Annotated in this window: 11 protein-coding genes and 1 tRNA gene; 8 read left to right on the top strand and 4 right to left on the bottom strand. The window is 65.5% G+C overall.

The window, feature by feature from the left end:
* Nucleotides 1-2 precede the first annotated feature (2 nt).
* Together BFAL_RS08565 and BFAL_RS08560 are read right to left on the bottom strand one after the other, a co-directional pair.
* The gene (locus BFAL_RS08565; protein WP_055427990.1) at nucleotides 3-503 is read right to left on the bottom strand and encodes a GtrA family protein; all 501 of its coding nucleotides are present in this window, start codon (nucleotides 501-503) and stop codon (nucleotides 3-5) included.
* Nucleotides 504-630: 127 nt separating this feature from the next.
* On the bottom strand, nucleotides 631-3,162 hold the full coding sequence (locus BFAL_RS08560) for a glycoside hydrolase family 3 C-terminal domain-containing protein (RefSeq protein WP_055427973.1): 2,532 nt from the start codon (nucleotides 3,160-3,162) through the stop codon (nucleotides 631-633).
* A 266-nt stretch (nucleotides 3,163-3,428) separates the two neighbouring features.
* Here BFAL_RS08560 and BFAL_RS08555 point away from each other — a divergent pair, with 266 nt between their 5' ends.
* The gene (locus BFAL_RS08555) at nucleotides 3,429-4,805 is read left to right on the top strand and encodes an ATP-binding protein (protein ID WP_236691721.1); all 1,377 of its coding nucleotides are present in this window, start codon (nucleotides 3,429-3,431) and stop codon (nucleotides 4,803-4,805) included.
* A 556-nt stretch (nucleotides 4,806-5,361) separates the two neighbouring features.
* On the opposite strand, the gene BFAL_RS08550 is transcribed toward BFAL_RS08555, so the two are convergent.
* Complete coding sequence (locus BFAL_RS08550) at nucleotides 5,362-8,265, bottom strand: beta-glucosidase (RefSeq protein ID WP_055427972.1); 2,904 nt, start codon at nucleotides 8,263-8,265, stop codon at nucleotides 5,362-5,364.
* 357 nt (nucleotides 8,266-8,622) lie between these two features.
* On the opposite strand from BFAL_RS08550, the gene BFAL_RS08545 reads away from it, so the two are divergent.
* The 7 genes from BFAL_RS08545 to BFAL_RS08515 all read left to right on the top strand — a co-directional run bounded on the left by BFAL_RS08545 (nucleotide 8,623) and on the right by BFAL_RS08515 (nucleotide 16,550).
* Nucleotides 8,623-10,797, top strand: a complete 2,175-nt coding sequence (locus BFAL_RS08545) for a serine/threonine-protein kinase (protein WP_082440486.1) — start codon at nucleotides 8,623-8,625, stop codon at nucleotides 10,795-10,797.
* Nucleotides 10,798-11,018: 221 nt separating this feature from the next.
* Entirely contained in the window at nucleotides 11,019-11,996 is a 978-nt protein-coding gene (locus BFAL_RS08540; RefSeq protein WP_055427970.1) for a DsbA family protein, read from the top strand.
* A gap of 115 nt (nucleotides 11,997-12,111) precedes the next feature.
* Nucleotides 12,112-12,185, top strand: a tRNA-Thr gene (locus BFAL_RS08535).
* 267 nt (nucleotides 12,186-12,452) lie between these two features.
* Entirely contained in the window at nucleotides 12,453-13,940 is a 1,488-nt protein-coding gene (locus BFAL_RS08530; RefSeq protein ID WP_055427969.1) for an aggregation-promoting factor C-terminal-like domain-containing protein, read from the top strand.
* A 13-nt stretch (nucleotides 13,941-13,953) separates the two neighbouring features.
* On the top strand, nucleotides 13,954-14,907 hold the full coding sequence (gene rsmA / locus BFAL_RS08525) for a 16S rRNA (adenine(1518)-N(6)/adenine(1519)-N(6))-dimethyltransferase RsmA (RefSeq protein WP_055427988.1): 954 nt from the start codon (nucleotides 13,954-13,956) through the stop codon (nucleotides 14,905-14,907).
* A complete protein-coding gene (locus tag BFAL_RS08520; RefSeq protein ID WP_082440485.1) occupies nucleotides 14,907-15,884 on the top strand; it encodes a 4-(cytidine 5'-diphospho)-2-C-methyl-D-erythritol kinase in 978 nt (325 codons plus the stop codon). The genes rsmA and BFAL_RS08520 overlap by 1 nt, the downstream gene beginning before the upstream one ends.
* 33 nt (nucleotides 15,885-15,917) lie before the next feature.
* A complete protein-coding gene (locus BFAL_RS08515; RefSeq protein WP_055427968.1) occupies nucleotides 15,918-16,550 on the top strand; it encodes a LytR C-terminal domain-containing protein in 633 nt (210 codons plus the stop codon).
* An 83-nt stretch (nucleotides 16,551-16,633) separates the two neighbouring features.
* On the opposite strand, the gene BFAL_RS08510 is transcribed toward BFAL_RS08515, so the two are convergent.
* Entirely contained in the window at nucleotides 16,634-18,055 is a 1,422-nt protein-coding gene (locus BFAL_RS08510; RefSeq protein ID WP_082440484.1) for a CCA tRNA nucleotidyltransferase, read from the bottom strand.
* Nucleotides 18,056-18,075 lie beyond the last annotated feature (20 nt).

Below are 18,075 nucleotides of genomic sequence, written 5' to 3'. Positions count from 1 at the left end.
GCCTACTTGGTTTTGGGCATGATCCAGAACTTGAGGATCGGGTAGCTGACGACCACGGCGAGCAGCGTGTTCACCACGGAGGCGATCGTGCCGGCCAGACCGGCGTTCATGCCCCAGCCCTGGCACAGCGCGGTCACGTAGCCGGGCAGCACGAGGTTGACGACGACGATCACCACGGCGAGGATCGCGTACTTCCATGCGGCGTCGGCGAAGCTGGAATCGGACTTGAACACCCACTTCATCTGCACGAAGAAGTTGACGACCTGCGCCATGACCTCGGCCACGAGGAACGTAAGGAAGCCGCCCAAGCCGTTGCCGGACTCCGGGTAGTTGAAGATCAGGAAGTGGAACGGCGCGATGAGGCCCAAAGCGCCGACGAACACGGCGGTGCCGATCCACGTGAACACGAATCGGGCGATCGTGGAGATGTTCGACAGCACGTTGAACAGGATGAACTCCCAGATCGTCGGATGCGTGGCGATCCAACGGCGGACAGGTCCCATCGCGGCCAGCTCGGCGGCCGTCGGCACGGCGGAGCCCTTGCCGCTCGCGGCGGCATCGGCCTTGCCGTCGGCGCCGCCCGGCACGGTGTTCACGGCCTCGGTGTTCACGGCCTCGGTGTTCGCGGTGTCAGTCATGGTTCAGCTCCTTTGCGGTGCGCTTGTTGGCGGATTGGTTGCGGAAGTAGGCGGAGATCAGCGATCCGAGGCCACGGAACGTGCGCCCGTTGCCGATCTTCACGATCGCGTCGACCATCGCGGAATCGACCATGCCCTGCGTCATCTTGCTCATCGCGCGCGGCGGCATGTTGAGGATGAACAGCGTGTTGAGGTCGGGGGCGCCCGTCTTCTCACGCACGTCCGCCTCGCGTTTCCTCAACGTGTTCGCGACGGTGCGCGCGACGAATCCGCGCGACCCCGACCACGAGGAGATCGGATCGTTGACGCCGAACACGGCGGGCTTGCCGGGCGCGATCACCTCATGCCCGAACAGCGCGGTCATTTCGGCGTCGGTCACGTGCTTGACGTCGCCGGTGAGGTACGCGCCGAGCGACGGGTCGGCGGGAGCCGCGTCCACGTCGCCGGCGACGGCGAACGGAACGCTCAGCGGCAACGTTTCGGCGTCCGTGCCGACGTGCAGCGTCCACACGCCCGATTCGACGCGCCACGCGCCGGCGCCGCCGTGCGCGGCCGCGTCGAAATGGCGGAACGTGTAGCGGTCGAAATCGATGCGCACGTCGCGCGTCTCGTGCGCGGCGAGCGTGACCTTCGCGAATCCCTTGAGCTCGCGCGCGGGGCGCAGCACGCCGCGCGCGTCGCCGTCGCTTTGCTGCGTGCGCGACGGGCCGCTCACGTACAGCTGGACGACGGTCGCACCGGGCACGTCGGAGTCGTTCGTGACGGTCACGGTGACGCCGGTCTCGTCGGCGGTGAGACCCGCGTACGTGAACGCGGAGTAGGACAGTCCGTAGCCGAACGGGAAGCGGACCGGCACGCCCGCGGTCTCGTAATAGCGGTAGCCGACGAACGGGCCCTCGCGGTAGATCGCGTCGCGGCCGACGGCCGGATACCAGCCGGCGGACGGGCAGTCGTCGTAGCGCAGCGGCCACGTTTCCGCGAGATGGCCGGACGGATTGACGCGGCCGGTGAGCGCGCGCACGGTCGCGGACGCGCCCGCCTGGCCGGACAGGCCGACGTACAGTATCGCGGCGACGCTGTCATGCCACGGCAGTTCGACCGGGGATCCGGCGACGAGCACGACGACAACCGGCTTGCCGGTGGCGGCGAGCGCGGTGACCAGATCGTTCTGCACCTGCGGGATCGCCATCGTGGAACGGTCGAGGCCTTCGGATTCGCTGCGTTCGTCGAGGCCGACGACGGCGACGGCGACATCCACGTCGTCGCGGGAGACGAGCGCGACGGCCTCACGCACGAGGTCCGGCCTCGCGGCGCCCTGACGGTCGTAGCCGGCCGCGTAGCCGGTGACGGTGACGGACGGTGAGTCCGTGCCGGAGACGGTTGCGGCGGATTCCTGCGCCTTGAACGCGTCGAGGATGTTCTCTTCGCGCGTGGCGTTCACCTTCGACGAGCCGGAGCCTTGGAAGCGCGGCGTTTTCGCCATGTCGCCGATGACGGCGACGCGCGTGCCCGGCTTGAGCGGGAGGACGGGGGCGGCTGTTTCGGCTACGGGGGCGGCGGCGGACGTGTTCTTGAGCAGGACCATCGATCCTTCGGCGACGCGACGCGCGACCTCATGGTGCGCGGCGGCGATGTCGTCCTTGAGTAGGTCGTCGCGGCCGACGCCGTCGAAACGCGTGGCGCGCGCGATCTTCGCGACTTCGCGTGCGCGGGCGTCGAGGTCCGCCTCGGAGAGCGTGCCGGCGGCGACCGCACCCTCGAGCTCGCGCACGGAGGTGAGGCCGGGGCTCGGCATTTCGAGCGAGCCGCCCGCCTTGACGGCTGCGACGGCGGAGTTGGAGCCTCCCCAATCGGAGACGACCATGCCGTCGAAACCCCACTCGTCGCGCAGGATGTCCTGCAGAAGATGCTTGTTCTCGTGCGCGTACACGCCGTTGATCTCGTTGTAGGAGGTCATGATGGTCATCGGCGCGGCCTCGCGCACGGCGATCTCGAAACCGGTCAGGTAGATCTCGCGCATCGTGCGTTCGTCGATGACGGAGTTGGAGGCCTGGCGGCGCAGCTCCTGGCTGTTGACGGCGAAATGCTTCGGGCAGGCGGAGACGCCGTTCGACTGGATGCCGCGGATGAGGCCGGCGGCCATGCGCCCGGCGACGATCGGATCTTCGGAATAATACTCAAAGTTGCGGCCGCACAGCGGATTGCGTTTGATGTTGAGGCCGGGGCCGAGCAGCACGTTCACGTCGAGGTCGTGCGCTTCGCGGCCGAGGGCCTCGCCCATCTCCTCGGCGAGGGCCGGGTCCCACGAGCCGGCGACCGTGCCGGCCGTCGGGAAGCAGGTGGCGGGCTTCGAGGCGCCGAGGCCGAGGTGGTCGCCTTCGCCGAGCTGGCGACGCACGCCGTGGGGGCCGTCGCTCATCACGAAACTGGGTATGGCGGCGCGGTCGTTGCCGCGTGAATCCCATTCGGATCCGCCGGAAAGCATCGCCGCCTTCTCGGTCACCGAGAGCTCTTCGAGTTCCATATCACTATCTCCTGTACGCCGTTGCACGGTTCGCTGTTGTCTTCGATTCAAGCAGGTTCGTGGCTGACGTGTTCACCCCCGCACATAACCTGTCGCTTCGCCCGCATGAATGGCGTCGCCGACACGGCCGAGCGCCGGCCTCGCGCAGAAATCGTTACTTCTCAGGAATTTTGAGAAGTTTGGGTGGCAACTTCTCAAAATTCTTGAGAAGTTGTATTATTGGGTGATGTAGAAACCCGCTGACCATCGATGACGGGAGGCACCCGATGGTTCCCGACAATCCACGCGAATCGTACGCCATGCTGGTACGGGAGGCCATGAGCTTCGACTTCCCCCGGCCGCTGCGACGGGATGAGGTCATCCGCAGGCTGGGCGAGCCCGCCGCGTTCAACATCGTGCACATCATCACCGGCATCCGCCGTTGCGGCAAGACGTTCTACCTGTTCCAGATGATCCGCGACCTGCTCGACGCGGGCGTGCCACGCGACCGCATCCTCTACTTCAACTTCGCCGACGATCGCCTCCAGCCGATGCCGGACACCGTGTTGGACGACATCGTCAACGAATACTGGCGGCAGTATCCCGAAGCCCGACGCGACGGCGCCTACCTGTTCCTTGACGAAGTGCAGGAATGCACGAACTGGCAGGGATTCTGCCAGCGCATCGCTGAGCATGAGCGTGTGACGCTCGTCATCACCGGATCGTCGTCGAAACTATCCAGCGACGAAATCGCCACGAGCTTCCGCGGCCGTTCGCATCCGCACGAGATGGCGCCGTTGTCGTTCCGTGAATACTGCGAGTTCCACGGTCTCGCCGTACCGGATCCGGCCGGCGCGTCCGATGCTCCCGTGTTTTCGCCACAGGAGACCACCGATTTCGAAGGCGCATACGAACGGTATCTGGTCACCGGCGGGTTCCCCGGAGTACAACGGCTTGACGCCCCCGACCGCATCGAAATGCTGCAAGGCTACATGCGTGACGTGGTCGCACGCGACGTCGCGGAACGGTTCGGGCGCGAGAACATCGCGATGGCGACGCAAACCGCGCTCTACCTGCTGCGCAACACCGCGTGCGAACTGTCCGTGAACTCGCTGGTCGCGGCACTGAAAGCCAACGGCTGGAAAGTGTACTGGGATAAGGTCAACACACTGCTGGAACTGTTCAGGCAGGCGTATCTGATCCACGAACTGCCCGAATACACCACCTCGCTCAAGCCGAACAGCACCGGCGTGCCAAAAGTGTATGCGGTCGATCAGGGCATGGCCTATGCCGTGTCCCGCGCGAACCAGCAGGATCTCGGCAAACGACTGGAAACAGCCGTGTTCTGCGAACTGCGACGACGCACGGCCGGGCGACGCACGGAAGCGGTGACGTCATACACCATGCCCGGCGCAAGGCAGGAGAAGGTCGATTTCCTCGTCGGGGACGCGTTGGCGGCCGAACCGTACGCGCTGTATCAGGTGACGGCGCAGATGACGGCGGATAAGACCCGCAAGCGGGAAATCGGGTCACTGACCGCGGTCATGCAGCGAACAGGGCTTGACTCGGGCGTGATTCTGACATTGCACGATGAGGAGAGCATCAGCACCGGAGCCGGGACCTTACGCGTCATACCGGCGTGGAAGTGGGCGCTGGAGGGGTGAGCCGGAGGGGCTGGCAGCCTGCGGCCACGGTCTTTCCCGTCGACCGCCTTCAGCAGCCACCTCGTACTGCAATTATGGACACACTACAGAACGGTTCAACAGTCCGCCATGCGATTGCGGACGCTGCGTACAAATGGCAACGACCAGAACCGCCGTACAAGACCCAAAATGTAACTTCTCAGGAATTTTGAGAAGTTTGGGTGGCAGCTTCTCAACAATGTTGAGAAGTCAAAGGTAATGAGCGCAACACTGCGGTTCGCGCCGCGCACATGACCTATCGTTTCCGCCGCGCGGCGACCCTATGCCAACGATGATCAATGTCCGGAGGACAATCGGCAATGCTCAACGGAAACCAGCGTCACCTGGCGGCGGAAAACACGGAGATAAGGCCACTGCTCCGTAATATCCGCCGCTGGGAACGGCTGAGGGGCGGATTGTACGGAGATGAACCCACTGCTCCGTACAAACCGCCTCTGAAACAGCACAAGCGGCGGAAAATACGGAGCATAGGAATGATCTCCGTATTTTCCGCCGCCAGGAATTGTGAGATCCAGTGCTACTCGGCCTCGACCACCGGGGCGGCGGTCACGGCCTTGCGGCGCTTGAGGAAGCGCTTGATGGCCAGGAACTCAAGACCGATCACGAGGACGGCGGTCACACCCCAGACCACGTAGGTGATGGTCTTCCAGATCGGGGTGGCGACCTCGGGCTCGCCATCCTCGTACAGCCAGCTGTTGGCCGCGGTGTAGAGGATGTTGTGCGAGGCGGTACGCATCGCCTTGACCGAAGTGGCGGACTTGTCGGTCACGTGGTTGGTCACGTCGGTGGTGGCCAACATCACGTCGTTGCCGCCGCGGATGGCGCGATCGGCGTTCTGGTAGCCGTAGCCGCCGAAGTAGTCGGTCAGGACCATGCCGCGGAAGCCCCACTCGTCGCGCAGGACGGTGTTGAGCAGTCCGGTGTGGGAGCCGGCCCATTCGATGCCGATGTAGTTGAAGGAGCTCATCACGGCGCCCGAGCCGCCTTCCTTCACTGACATCTCGAACGGCTTCAGGTAGATCTCACGGATCGACTGCTCGTTGGCCCAGGTGTTGAGCTCGCTCATGCGGTTCGTTTCCTGATCGTTCAGGGCGTAGTGCTTCATGAAGGCGTACACGCCCTTGGCCTGGGCGCCGGCGATCTGCTGGGAGGCCATCACGCCGGAGAGCAGGGCATCCTCCGAGAAGTACTCGAAGTTGCGGCCGGCGAAGGCGTTGCGGTGGATGTTCATCGCGGGAGCGTACCAGCCGGCCACGTGCATGTCGTGGGCCATGTCGCCGATGCCGTCGCCGAACTGCTTGGCGAGATCCTTGTTCCACGTGCAGGCCACGGAGGTGGACGACGGGAAGCCGATCGAGCCGACACCGGTGAAGTTGTTGTTCAGGGAGGCCGGGCCATCGACGTCGGTCAGGGCGATCTTGCCGATGGAGTTCACCGCCTGGGTGCCGTAGCCGCCGAAGGCGATGAGGTTGTCCATCTCGTCGAAGGTCAACTGGTCGAGCAGCTGGTCCCACAGCGGATCGTCATAGTCCTTGCCGGTCAGCTGCGCCAGACGCACGCCGTTCTTGGCGCCGGTGGTCGGCATCTCGTCGGAATCCTTGTTGGTTTCGGACGCCTTGTAGTTGGAGTTGTTGCGGAACTCGGCCTTGAGGTCGTCCGGCAGCGTGTAGTTGGTCGGGGCGGCGGTGGCTTCCTTGTAGTTCGCGAAGTGGTCGGCGCGGCTCAGGTAGGTCACGCCCAGTTCGTCGCCGGCGGCGTCATCGAACACGTTGGTGGCCACGGTCTTGTCGCCATTATGCGTGTTCGAGTCCGAATCGTAGGTGATGGTCTTCGGCACGTTGACGGTCTTCTCGTCGATCGTGGTGTGGGAGTCGGACTGGATGGACACCTCGTAATCACCCTGCTCCAGCACATATGCCTTCGCGCTCTTGGAATCGTAGGAGGCCATGTCGTCGTCATCGAACGAGATCTTCACCGTCTCGGACTCGCCCGGCTTGAGCTCCTTCGTCTTCTCGAACGCCACGAGGTTCGTCGACGCCTTCTCGATGCCGCCATTGGTGTACGGCGGGTTGTAGTACGCCTCGACGACGTCCTTGCCGGCCTTGTCGCCCGTGTTCGTGACAGTCACATCGAACGACACCTTGCCATCCGAGTACGTCACGTCGCCCATCTTCTGCTCGAACGTGGTGTACGACAGACCATAGCCGAACGGGTACTGCACGTAGTCGTCGTAGTTGATGGCGCCCTCGTCGGCCGCGGTCTCCCAGTACTTGTAGCCCACGTAGATGCCTTCGACGTAGTTCACGAACGCCGGGGAGGTCTTGCCTTCCTCGAAGTTCTCGGTGCCGAATTCGGACATGTTGTCGTACTTGAAGTCGCCGAAGTTGTTGTAGGACGGGTTCTTGGTGAGGTCCCTGAGGAAGGTGTCGGAGGTCTTGCCGGACGGGTTGGTCTCACCGGCGAGCACATCGCCGAGCGCGGAGAAACCGGTCTGGCCGGCCGGCGGGCACCACAGCACGGACTTGATCTGCGGGTACTGGTCCACGAAGCCCAGCTCGAAGGCGTTCGCACCGTTGTAGACCACGGTCACCTTGTCGAAGTTCTTGGTGACCAGATCGATCATGTCCTTCTCGGTCTGGCTCAGCTCCAGGAAGCTCTGGCCCTTTTCGAAGTCCTTGTAGTCCTTGGAGTTGTCGGTGTAGGTGATGCCCTTGGCGGTCATGTCCATCGGCAGGTCGGCGCCCTCGCCGCCGACGCGCGTGATGACGACCACGGCCTCGTCTGAGAACGACTTCGCATCGGAAATCAGCTTGTCGGAGTACTGCGCGGCCGGCACTTCCGGCAGGGTCCAATCCTGCTCGGCCATGGCCACGACCGGGCGATCGGCACGGTAGTCGGTGTACAGCTTGCTCAGGTCGGAGTTGGCTTCGATGCCGGCTTCCTTGAGACCGTCGAGCAGCGACGTCGTCTTGTAGTTCTGGTTCATGGAGCCGGAGCCGGTGCCGCCGTAGACCGGGTTGGTGGAACCCCAACCGAACACGTTGACCTTCTTCGAGGCGAGCGGCAGGTTGTCGTTCTCGTTCTTGAGCATGGTGATGGCTTCGGCCTGAATCTCCTTGGCGAGTTTGTTGGCGTTGGAGATGGTGGTCGAAGACAGCTCGTACTTGGTGGCGGTGGCGCTGTTGAGCAGCGAAGCCAGCGGGCCGAACACCATCATGGACACCGCCACGACGGTCGCCACGAGGAACACCAGCCAGGACTCGGAATGAATGAGTTTGCGGGTGCCGATGTGCTTGACGGTCTTCTTGTTCACGCCGATGGTCAGCGCCAACGCCAGTACGAACACGACGGCGATGGCGATCAGCTGCGGCGCGACGGACGCGATGACGTTCCACACGTCGCTCCAATTGATGCTCAGCATCGTTCTCCTCCTTGATTCTTTTCCTTATCGCGGCGACCGCATCCGATACCGTTATCGGATCCGTCACACGATCCCGTACTGCCCTTGCACCGGATCGTTCTCGAAGGGGATGTCTGCCCGCTCTCCATTGGGTCGCGTCGTCAGGCACTCCTTCGAAGCCGATGACCTCAGGTTCGCAGATTCGCGCGCGCCCTGCGGCCCGCACACCCCATTCTGTCGTTTCGCGCGCATATTCTGCATGATTCTGCATGGCCACAGGTCCGGTCAGGCAGCCCCGCGCCCGCGCGCGACTACGCGCGACATGCCGTCGGGAACGAAACCGGCACAACGGTTCCGGTCGCCGCGATCGCGGATAGGATAGGCGGTATGAGTGATCTGACGGCGTTGAATCTGGAACCGGGCGAAGTGGTGGGCGGCTATACGCTCATCTCGCGTCTCGGCTCCGGCGCGATGGGTTCGGTATGGCGCGTGCGCGACGACGGCGGTCAGGTATACGCGATGAAGATCCTGCGCGATTCGCTCGCCGACGATGCGTCCGCCGCCGCGGGAGCACCCGACTCCCGCCGGCCCGCGCAAGACCCGAATCTCAAGGAGAACGTCACGCCTCGCGAGCGTCTGCGCCGCGAGGCCCTCGCGTTGCGCAAGGTGAATCATCCGGGCGTGTGCGGCATCGTCGACATGGAGCTCGACGACGCCCTCGCGTTCATCGTCACCGAGCTCATCGAGGGACGCAATCTCAAGGACGACGTCGCCGCGAACGGCCGGTATGTGGGCGACGATCTGGAGCGTCTCGCACGCAAGCTGATCGAGGCGGTGCGCGCGGTGCATGCGGCGGGCATCGTGCACCGCGACATCAAACCGACGAACGTGATGGTCTCCGCGTCCGGCCCGGTGCTCGTCGATTTCGGCATCGCGATGGGCGAGGGCGAAAGCCACGTGACGCGCACCGGCCTGGTGATGGGCACGCCGGGCTTCATCGCCCCGGAGATCATCGACGGCGCCGATTCGAGCGAGGCGACGGACTGGTGGTCGACGGCCTCCGTGCTCGCGTTCGCCGCGACCGGCGAGCCGGTGTTCGGCACGAAACCGCTGATGGCCGTGCTGGAGCGCGAGGCGAGCGGCAACGCGAATCTCGCGGGGCTTCCCGCGCACACGTTGACCGCGTTCCGCAGCGCGCTCGACCCGGATCCGCGCAAACGCTGCACGCCCGACCAGCTGCTGCATGCGATCGCGTTGGACGCGCTGAATCCGATGAATTGGGATGATGGATTCGGCGCGGATGCCGCCGGCGCGACCGAGGTGATGCACCCTTTTGAGGGAGGCCCCAACGCCGCGACCGCGGTGCTCGGCGCGAGCGCGCCCGCCACTGGCGCCACGTCGGCGCTCCCGGCCACGTCGGTGATGCCGGGTGCGAGCTCGCCCGCGCCGGCGAACAGTTCGGCGCGCGCCACGTGGAGCGGCGATGACGGCGCCGACGCCACGCAGGCGCTGACGCCGGACCAGTGCACGGTCACGCTGCCCAGTGACATGCTCGGCCCCGACGACGCCTCGATCCCGCCGTTGATCCCGTCTTCGGCGGTGAATCCGGCACGTTCGAACACGTCGCCCACCGGCACGCGCCCCATGCCTCGCACGGCGACCAGCCGGGCGCAATCGCCGCTGCAGCGCGTGGCGGACGCCTCGAACCGCACCGCCGCCTCGATGCCGCCCGCCTACGTGCCGACCTCGTCGCGCGACATTCCGGTCGTCACGCCGAAACAGCAGGGCACCGTGCCTGATTTCCTGCAACCGGAGGCGACCGCGGTGATGCCACAGAGCATGCAGCCTCCGGCGCCGCCCGCGTTGCCGGAGGCACTCACGCCGGGTGCCGCGCAGCAACCGCAGCCGGTCCCGGAGCCGACGCCGCCCCAATTCGCGTTACCGCCGCAGCCCCAACCACCGTATGCGGATCAGCCGTATCCAGGCAATCCTCCGATTGCGCCCGCCGGCACACCGCAGCACCGCAACACGTCCGACGCACGCCGGGCACGCTACCTGAACCAGGGCGTGTCCGTCCTGTGCGCGTTGGCCGTCATCCCCGCCGTCGCCGCCGTGCTTCAGCCGCTGATCGGTCTCGCCGCGGCGGCCGTGCTCATGTGGCTGCTGTTCACCGTCGGCTACAGCGCGGAATCACAGATCGAACGCGAGAGCAGACGCGGCGGCATGCGCAAGGGGTCCGACGCCGCGCTGCGCGTCGTCCAACTGCCGTGGCATCTCGTCAAAGGGCTGCTCGCCGCGCTCGGCAGGTCCGTGCAGTTCGCGCTCATCGACCTCGCCGGCATGGTCGGCACGACCGTCGCCGCGCAGTTGCCGTGGACGATGACCCCCATGCCGAACGGCATGTGGCCGTATGAACTGCCGTGGCTCACCTACGGGCCATTCTCCCCCACCGGACTGGCGTTGGCGCTTGTGGCGGCGATTGCGTGGATTCTCACCACGATGTGGCCGAACGGCGGCATGCTCCGTCTCGGCGCCGGCGCCTTCCGCCGCTGATCCGCGCGATTTTGGTGCGCTTGGGGGCGGTTTTGCGCACCAAAATCGCGCGGAGGAGGGACGGCGCTCAGTTCACCCGGAATTCAATCGGCTCCCGGCATATATGTCGATTCGTGGGCTAGACTGACCTTCAGACCGTCGAACCATCGAGCCGCAGGGCCGGCAGGACCGCCCCACGGGCTTCGATCGGGCATCCAGTGGTTGGGAAAGGATCGTTTCGTATGCCCTCGAAAGTCAACAACACCAAGCCGCGCAAGACCCGCGCCGCCCGTCGCGAAGCCGAGGAGGCCGCGGCGAAGGCCCGCGCCGAACAGGCGGCGAAGGAACGCCGGCAGCAGACCATCATCGGCGTCATCGTCACCGTCATCGTCGTCGCGCTGGTGGCCGTCGCCGGTATCGCGATCTGGCGTTCGCACGTCGCCGCGCAGAACTCCGGCGCGAACCTGACCGTCGATCAGGCGTACACGAAACTGCAGGAAGTGAAGACCAAGCCGAGCGTCGCCGACGAGAAGGGCGGCGTCATCGTCTCGCAGCAGGGCGTGGGCGAGAAGATCGACGACGTGCCGACCGTCGAGGTGTACATGGACTTCATGTGCTCCGGCTGCGGCAACTTCGAGCGCGCCTCCGGCGAGACGCTCACCAAGCTCGTCGAGGCGGGCCAGATCAACCTCGACCTGCATCCGATGTCGTTCGGCGACACGTGGAGCCCCGACGAGTATTCGACGCGCGCCGCGAACCTGCTGCTCACCATCGCCGAGCAGGACAAGTCCGCCTCGCACATCCTCGGCTTCATCCAGAACATGTACGCCGACGACTTCCAGCCGGCCGAGAACTCCGGCGTGAAGACCTCCGACGACCAGATGCGCCAGCAGGCCACGAAGGCCGGCGTCTCCGAGAAGGTCGCCAAGGCCGCTTCCGTCGACAAGTACACGGATTGGCTCGACGCCATCAACACGTACAACCCGAAGCGTTCCGAACTGTTCAACGTCTCCGGCAGCTACAAGGGCCAGATGACCACCCCGACGGTGCGCATCAACGGCGAATACTGGGATATGAACCAGCTGACCACGGCCGGCATGACCTCGAACGAGGGTCTCGTCACCGCGCTCGGCCTCACCGACGACCAGGTGGGCGTCGAAGGCCAGCTGCCGTCGATCGGCGCGGACGGCAAGCCCATCTCCGTGACCACCGGCAAGTGACCGGACGGGGCTTCCCCGTCATCCCCCAGCATAGCAGTGACCGGCGGCCGCGGATTCGTCCGCCGGTCACTGCTATGCTGGGTTCCCGCGTGTGCGACACACCGTCGTACTCCATGCCTCTTTAGCTCAGATGGCCAGAGCGGCCGCCTTGTAAGCGGCAGGTCGTCGGTTCGATCCCGACAAGAGGCTCGTCGTGCGTGAAATCGGCGTATACTAGTGGTGCGCCGGGGAAGCGCGCAACACCATACTTAACACGGGTAAGTCGTCTAGGAGCCTTCCCCCTAATACGGTTTCCTAGACTCGGCCGGAGAGTCCCCCAACCTTCTCCGGCCTGTAACAGGGGGCGGGAACTTCCCCTTCTCTCCCGCCCCCTTTTTCTTTTTCTTTGCAGATCGTGCGCTACGATGGGCACCGAGTGCGCCCGGATCGATTCGGGCGGGAAATGAGGTAACGGACATGGCACGGCGATGGACCCCGCAACGATTCGTGATGTTGCGTCGCATCCGTGTGGCCGTGTGCGTCGTGACGGTGCTTGCGGCCTGCGTGGCGACGTTCGCGTTCACCGCCCGCAAATCGGTCGCGTTGACGGTCAACGGCAAGACGACCAACGTGGAAACGTATGCGATGAGCGTCGACCGTCTGTTGGAGGAGCAGGGCGTCGACGTCAAGACGCACGACCTCGTGCAGTCGTCCTCGGGCGGCACGTTGGCCAATCACGCGGTCGTCACCGTGCGCAGCGCATACCAGACCACGGTGAACGTCGACGGCGAGGAGATCCCGTTCTGGACCGTCGCGGACAGCGCCGACCAGCTCATCGGATTCTTCAAGGCGAACGAACAAGAGGCTTCGAAGATCACCGTCGACATCGACAACATCTACAACCAGCTCACCGGCGGCCTGGTCATCAACAAGGAAGGCCCGGTCACGGTAATCGCCGACGGCAAGTCCTCCGAAGCGCCGAACGGCAAGCTTCCGGCGGCCTCGATCCTCGATTCCAAGGGCATCAACGTCGGCAAGGAGGATCGCGTCAGCGTCGAGGAGGACGGCGATCAGACCATCCTGCGCGTCAAGCGCGTCACGCACGGTCAGGAGACACGCACCAAGTCCGTGCCGTATGCGACGCGCACGATCATCGACTCCTCGCTGGAGTCCGGCCAGACGGTGGTCCGTCAGGAAGGCCAGAACGGCGAGGTCACGCAGGTCTACGACGTCACCTATGTCGACGGCGTCGCGGAGAGCGAGACGCTCGCCAGCGAGACCACGACGAAGATCGCGGTCGACCAGGTCATCGCGGTCGGGCCGGAGAAAGTCGAGGAGCCGAAGAAGGATACGGGCAACGGCAAGGCCGACGCCGGCACGAACAAGTCCGACAAGGACGATTCCTCCAGCAAGAACGATTCCTCCGACAAGGACGACTCCTCCAGCAAGGACGATTCCTCCGACAAGGACGATTCGGGCAATTCCGGCAACAACGGCTCGAACGGCAACGATTCGGGCAATTCCAACAACACCGGCAACTCCGGAAACTCCGGAAACTCCAATAACAATTCGGGCAACAACGGCTCGTCCAACAACAATTCCGGCAACAGCGGCAACTCCAACAACTCCGGCGGCTCCAGCTCCGGCTCGGGCCGTCTGTGGCACCCCAGCGTCGCGCAGGCGCAGACCTACGCCGCGGCCGCCGCGGCACAGCGCGGCTGGACCGGCGCCGAATGGGACGCGCTCGCCTGGCTGTGGAACAAGGAATCCGGATGGCGTTGGAACGCCGACAACCCGTATTCGGACGCGTACGGCATCCCGCAGGCGCTGCCCGGATCGAAGATGGGCGTCGGCTGGCAGGACGACGGCGCCGTCCAGATCGACTGGGGCCTGAGCTACATCGCCCAGCGCTACGGCTCCCCCACCAACTGCAAGCGCATCTGGGAACAGCAGGGATGGTACTGATATCGTGAACCCCATTTCGGAAGGCACAGGCAACGACGTGACCCCCACCGGAACCGGCCATCTGCTCGGCGCGGCCGACATCCGCCGCATCGCCGACGAGGCCGGCGTGAGCCCCACCAAGAAGTTCGGGCAGAACTTCGTCATCGACCCGGGCACGGTGCGCCGCATCGTGCGCGAAGCCCACGTCGGCCCAAACAGCCACGTGCTGGAGGTCGGCCCCGGTCTCGGCTCGCTCACGCTGGCGATCCTCGAAACCGGAGCGACGATGACGGCCGTCGAGATCGACCCGCCGCTGTCCGAACGTCTGCCCGGAACCATCGCCGAGTTCATGCCCCAAGCCGTGGACCGGTTCGCGGTCATCAACCGGGACGCACTGGCCGTCACACCCGCCGACCTGCCCGGTTTCGCCGACGGCACGCCGTTCACGCTCGTCGCGAACCTGCCGTACAACGTGGCCACGCCGATCATCCTCACGCTGCTGGAACGTTTCGACGACCTCGACTCCTTCCTCGTCATGGTGCAGAAGGAGGTCGCGGATCGTCTTGCCGCCGCGCCCGGCAGCAAGATCTACGGCACGCCGAGCGTGAAGCTCGCGTGGTACGGCGAGGCGAGCCGCGTCGGCACCATCGGCCGCAACGTGTTCTGGCCCGCGCCGAACGTCGACTCCGCGCTCGTCGCGTTCACACGCACGCGCCGCGCCGGCGGCGACGATGCGGCGCGCGACGCGGACGAACGTCTGCGCGACGGGACGTTCCGCCTCATCGACGCCGCGTTCGGGCAGCGGCGCAAGACGCTGCACGCCGCGCTGAAGAAAACCGTGCCGGCGGCGGCGTTCGCGGCGGCCGGCATCGACCCGACGCGCCGCGGCGAAACCCTCACCATCGACGAGTTCACCGCGTTGGCACGAGCCGTGGCCGAAACGTCCGGCGCCACCGCGGATTCCGCCGACGAAGCGAAGGAACGATGATGAGCACCACCGCCGTCGCGCCCGCATCGCGCCAGCCGCGCACTGCGGCCACGCCCCGCGCCCACCGTCACGAGACGCTGCCCGGCAACGTGGTGAGCGTCGACTGCCCGGCGAAGACGAACCTCACACTGGAGGTCGGCGCCGCGCACCCGGAATGGGGAGGACGCCACGAACTCGACACCATCTACTGCGCCGTCAGTGTGACGGACACGGTCACCGTCGCCGCGAAGCCGGCCGACAGCGGATTCTCCCTCGACATTTCGGGCGAGCATCTGGGCGATCTGGCATCGTCATCGGCCGACATGCGCCGCAATCACGCCGTGCTCGCACTGTTCGCGATGGCCGAGGCGGCGGGGCGCAAGCCCGACGTCGCGTTGACCATCGACAAGCGCATTCCGGTCGGCGCGGGGTTGGCCGGCGGCTCGGCGGACGCCGCCGCGACGATCCTCGCGTTGAACGCGCTTTGGGAATTGGATTGGCCGGTCGCGCGCCTGCGCGAGGTCGCGGCGACGCTCGGCGCGGACATGCCGTTCTGCGTGGCCGGCGGCTACGCGCGCGGCACCGGCTACGGGCAGATCATCGAAAGCCTCGCCCCCGGTTCGCCGCAGGAACGTGAGCTGCGCGCGCAGGGGTATGAAGGCTCGCTGCTTGTCGGTGCCTATCAGGCGCAACTGAGCACTCCGGAAGTGTACGCCGCGTTCGATGCGCTGGGTGCCGGCGACGGCGACCGGAACCACCTGCAGAAGGCCGCGGTCAGTCTCCATCCGCGCAGCGGCCAGGCCGTCGAGGCGGCGTTGGCGGCGGGCGCAAGCCACGCGTTCGTCTCCGGTTCGGGGCCGTCCGTGGTGGCGTTCACGCCCACACCGGACATTCGCCGCGACGTGCTCGCCGCTTGGGAACGGTCGCGGGCGGTGGACCGCATCATAGCCGCGCAAGCGCCTGCGGTGCCGGCGGTCAGCGTCACGGTTGCACGCTAAGGTAATCAAGCACAGCGAACGAAAGGGAACCGAATGGCCGAAGAGTATGACGAGCGCGAGGCGCGCAAGGCGTATGTGCTGCGCCGTCAGAAGATCGTGTTCTCCATCACCGGCGTGATTCTCGTCGTGGCGCTCGTCGTCGCCACATTGTTCTTCACCGGCGTCATCCAGGTCGACGAGAAGGCCAAGCAGGTCACGAAGCCGAACTACGGCGTGGCCGTGCCATGCGCCGCGAAGAACGAGGACGGCACCGCGATGAAGTGGGCGGACAACAACACGGTGATCCTGCGCGTGCGCAACGGCACCAAGTTCACCGGCCTTGGCGCGGCCGTCGGCGAAGCCCTCAAGGACCGCCAATTCGACGTGCGCACCATCGACACCTACAGCAGCTCGAAGGTCGCCCGCACCACCATCTACTTCGGCGTGAACGCCATCAACCCGGCGTATTCCCTCAAGGAGTACATTCCGGACGCACAGCTCGTCATGGACGACCGTCAGGACCGTCTGGTGGATGTGGTCATCGGCGCCACGTTCACCGATCTGACCTCCGAGAAGGACGTCAAGAAGCACGGCGACACCATCAAGGATTTCGAAGGCTGCAAGACCGTCGCGGACATGCAGAACGAAGGCCTGAAGAAGGCGGACGCCCACACCGAAATCAACTAGTCCGCCGATTCCCGTACAGCGACTTACAGGAAAGCCCCTCGGCACACCCGAGGGGCTTTCCCTATACCTGATACCTACTGCGGCTACTGCTCCGACTGTTCCGCCGCCCAGCGCTTGAGCTCCTCGACGGCGACCTCGTGCTCCACGGGGCCGTTGTCGAGCCGGTATTCGAGCATGTGCTTGTAGGCGCGGCCGACCTGCGGGCCGGGCTGCAGGCCCAGAATCTCCATGATCTCGTTGCCATCCACATCGGGGCGGATCGCGTCGAAATCCTCCTTCTCCTTGAGTTCGCGCACGCGCGCCTCCATCTCGTCCATCGCGGTGGCGAAGATGTGCGCCTTGCGGCGGTTCTGTGTGGTCGCGTCGGCGCGGGTGAGGCGGTTGAGCCGCTCGTACAGCGGCCCGGCGTCCTTCACGTAGCGGCGCACCGCGGAATCCGTCCACGGCTCGTCCACGTAGCCGTGGAACCGCAGGTGCAGGTTCACGAGTTCGCTCACGTCCTCGACGATGTGATGGTCGAAGCGCAGCGCCTTGAGGCGTTTGCGCGTCAGTTTCGCGCCCACCGCGTCGTGGTGGTGGAAGCTCACCTTGCCGCCCGGCTCGAACCGTCGCGTCTTCGGCTTGCCGACGTCGTGCATGATCGCGGCGAGACGCAGCGTCAGGTCGGGGCGCGGCACCGGGCCGTCGTCGTCGGTTTCGAGCGCGACGGCACGGTCGAGCACGATCATCGTGTGCTCGAAGACGTCCTTGTGGCGGTGATGCTCGTCGATCTGCAGTTCCAGCGCGGGAATCTCCGGCAGGACGATGTCCGCCAGACCGGATTCGACCAACGCCTCGATGCCGGCGCGCGGCCTGTCCGACAGCAGCAGCTTCGTCAGCTCGTCGCGCACGCGTTCCGCGGAAACGATCGAGATGCGTTCGGTCATGGCGCTGATCGCCTCGGCGGTCTCCGGCTCGATGGAGAAGCCGAGCTGCGCGACGAACCGCACGGCGCGCATCATGCGCAGCGGATCGTCGTCGAACGACTGCCGCGGGTCGACCGGGGTGCGCAGCACTCCCTTGGCGAGGTCGTTCGCACCGCCGAACGGGTCGACGAACTCCAGGTCGGGCACGCGCAGCGCCATCGCGTTCACGGTGAAATCACGGCGGGAGAGGTCGCCCTCCAACGTGTCGCCATACTGCACCTCCGGTTTGCGCGAGTCCGGATCGTACGTGTCGGAACGGTAGGTGGTGACCTCCACCTTGACTTCGGTGCCGTCGTCGCGCCGGCGCATCGCGCCCAACGTGCCGAACTTGCGGCCCATGTCCCAGAAGCCGTCATGCCCGAAGCGGCGCAAAATCGGCTCGAACTGTTCGGGGCGTGCGGACGTGCAGAAATCGAGGTCGTGGCTGCGGCGGTGCAACAGCAGATCGCGTACGGGGCCTCCCACCAACGCCAGCTCATAGCCCTCGGCGGCGAACATGCGACCCAATTCAATGGCTTCCGGCCAAACTTCGAAACCCACGCCAATCCTTTCGGATACGT

Source organism: Bifidobacterium aesculapii (genome assembly GCF_001417815.1).
GTDB lineage: Bacteria > Actinomycetota > Actinomycetes > Actinomycetales > Bifidobacteriaceae > Bifidobacterium > Bifidobacterium aesculapii.
The sequence above is the reverse complement of the archived record's forward strand: the minus strand, read 5'-3'. Positions and strand labels throughout refer to the sequence as shown.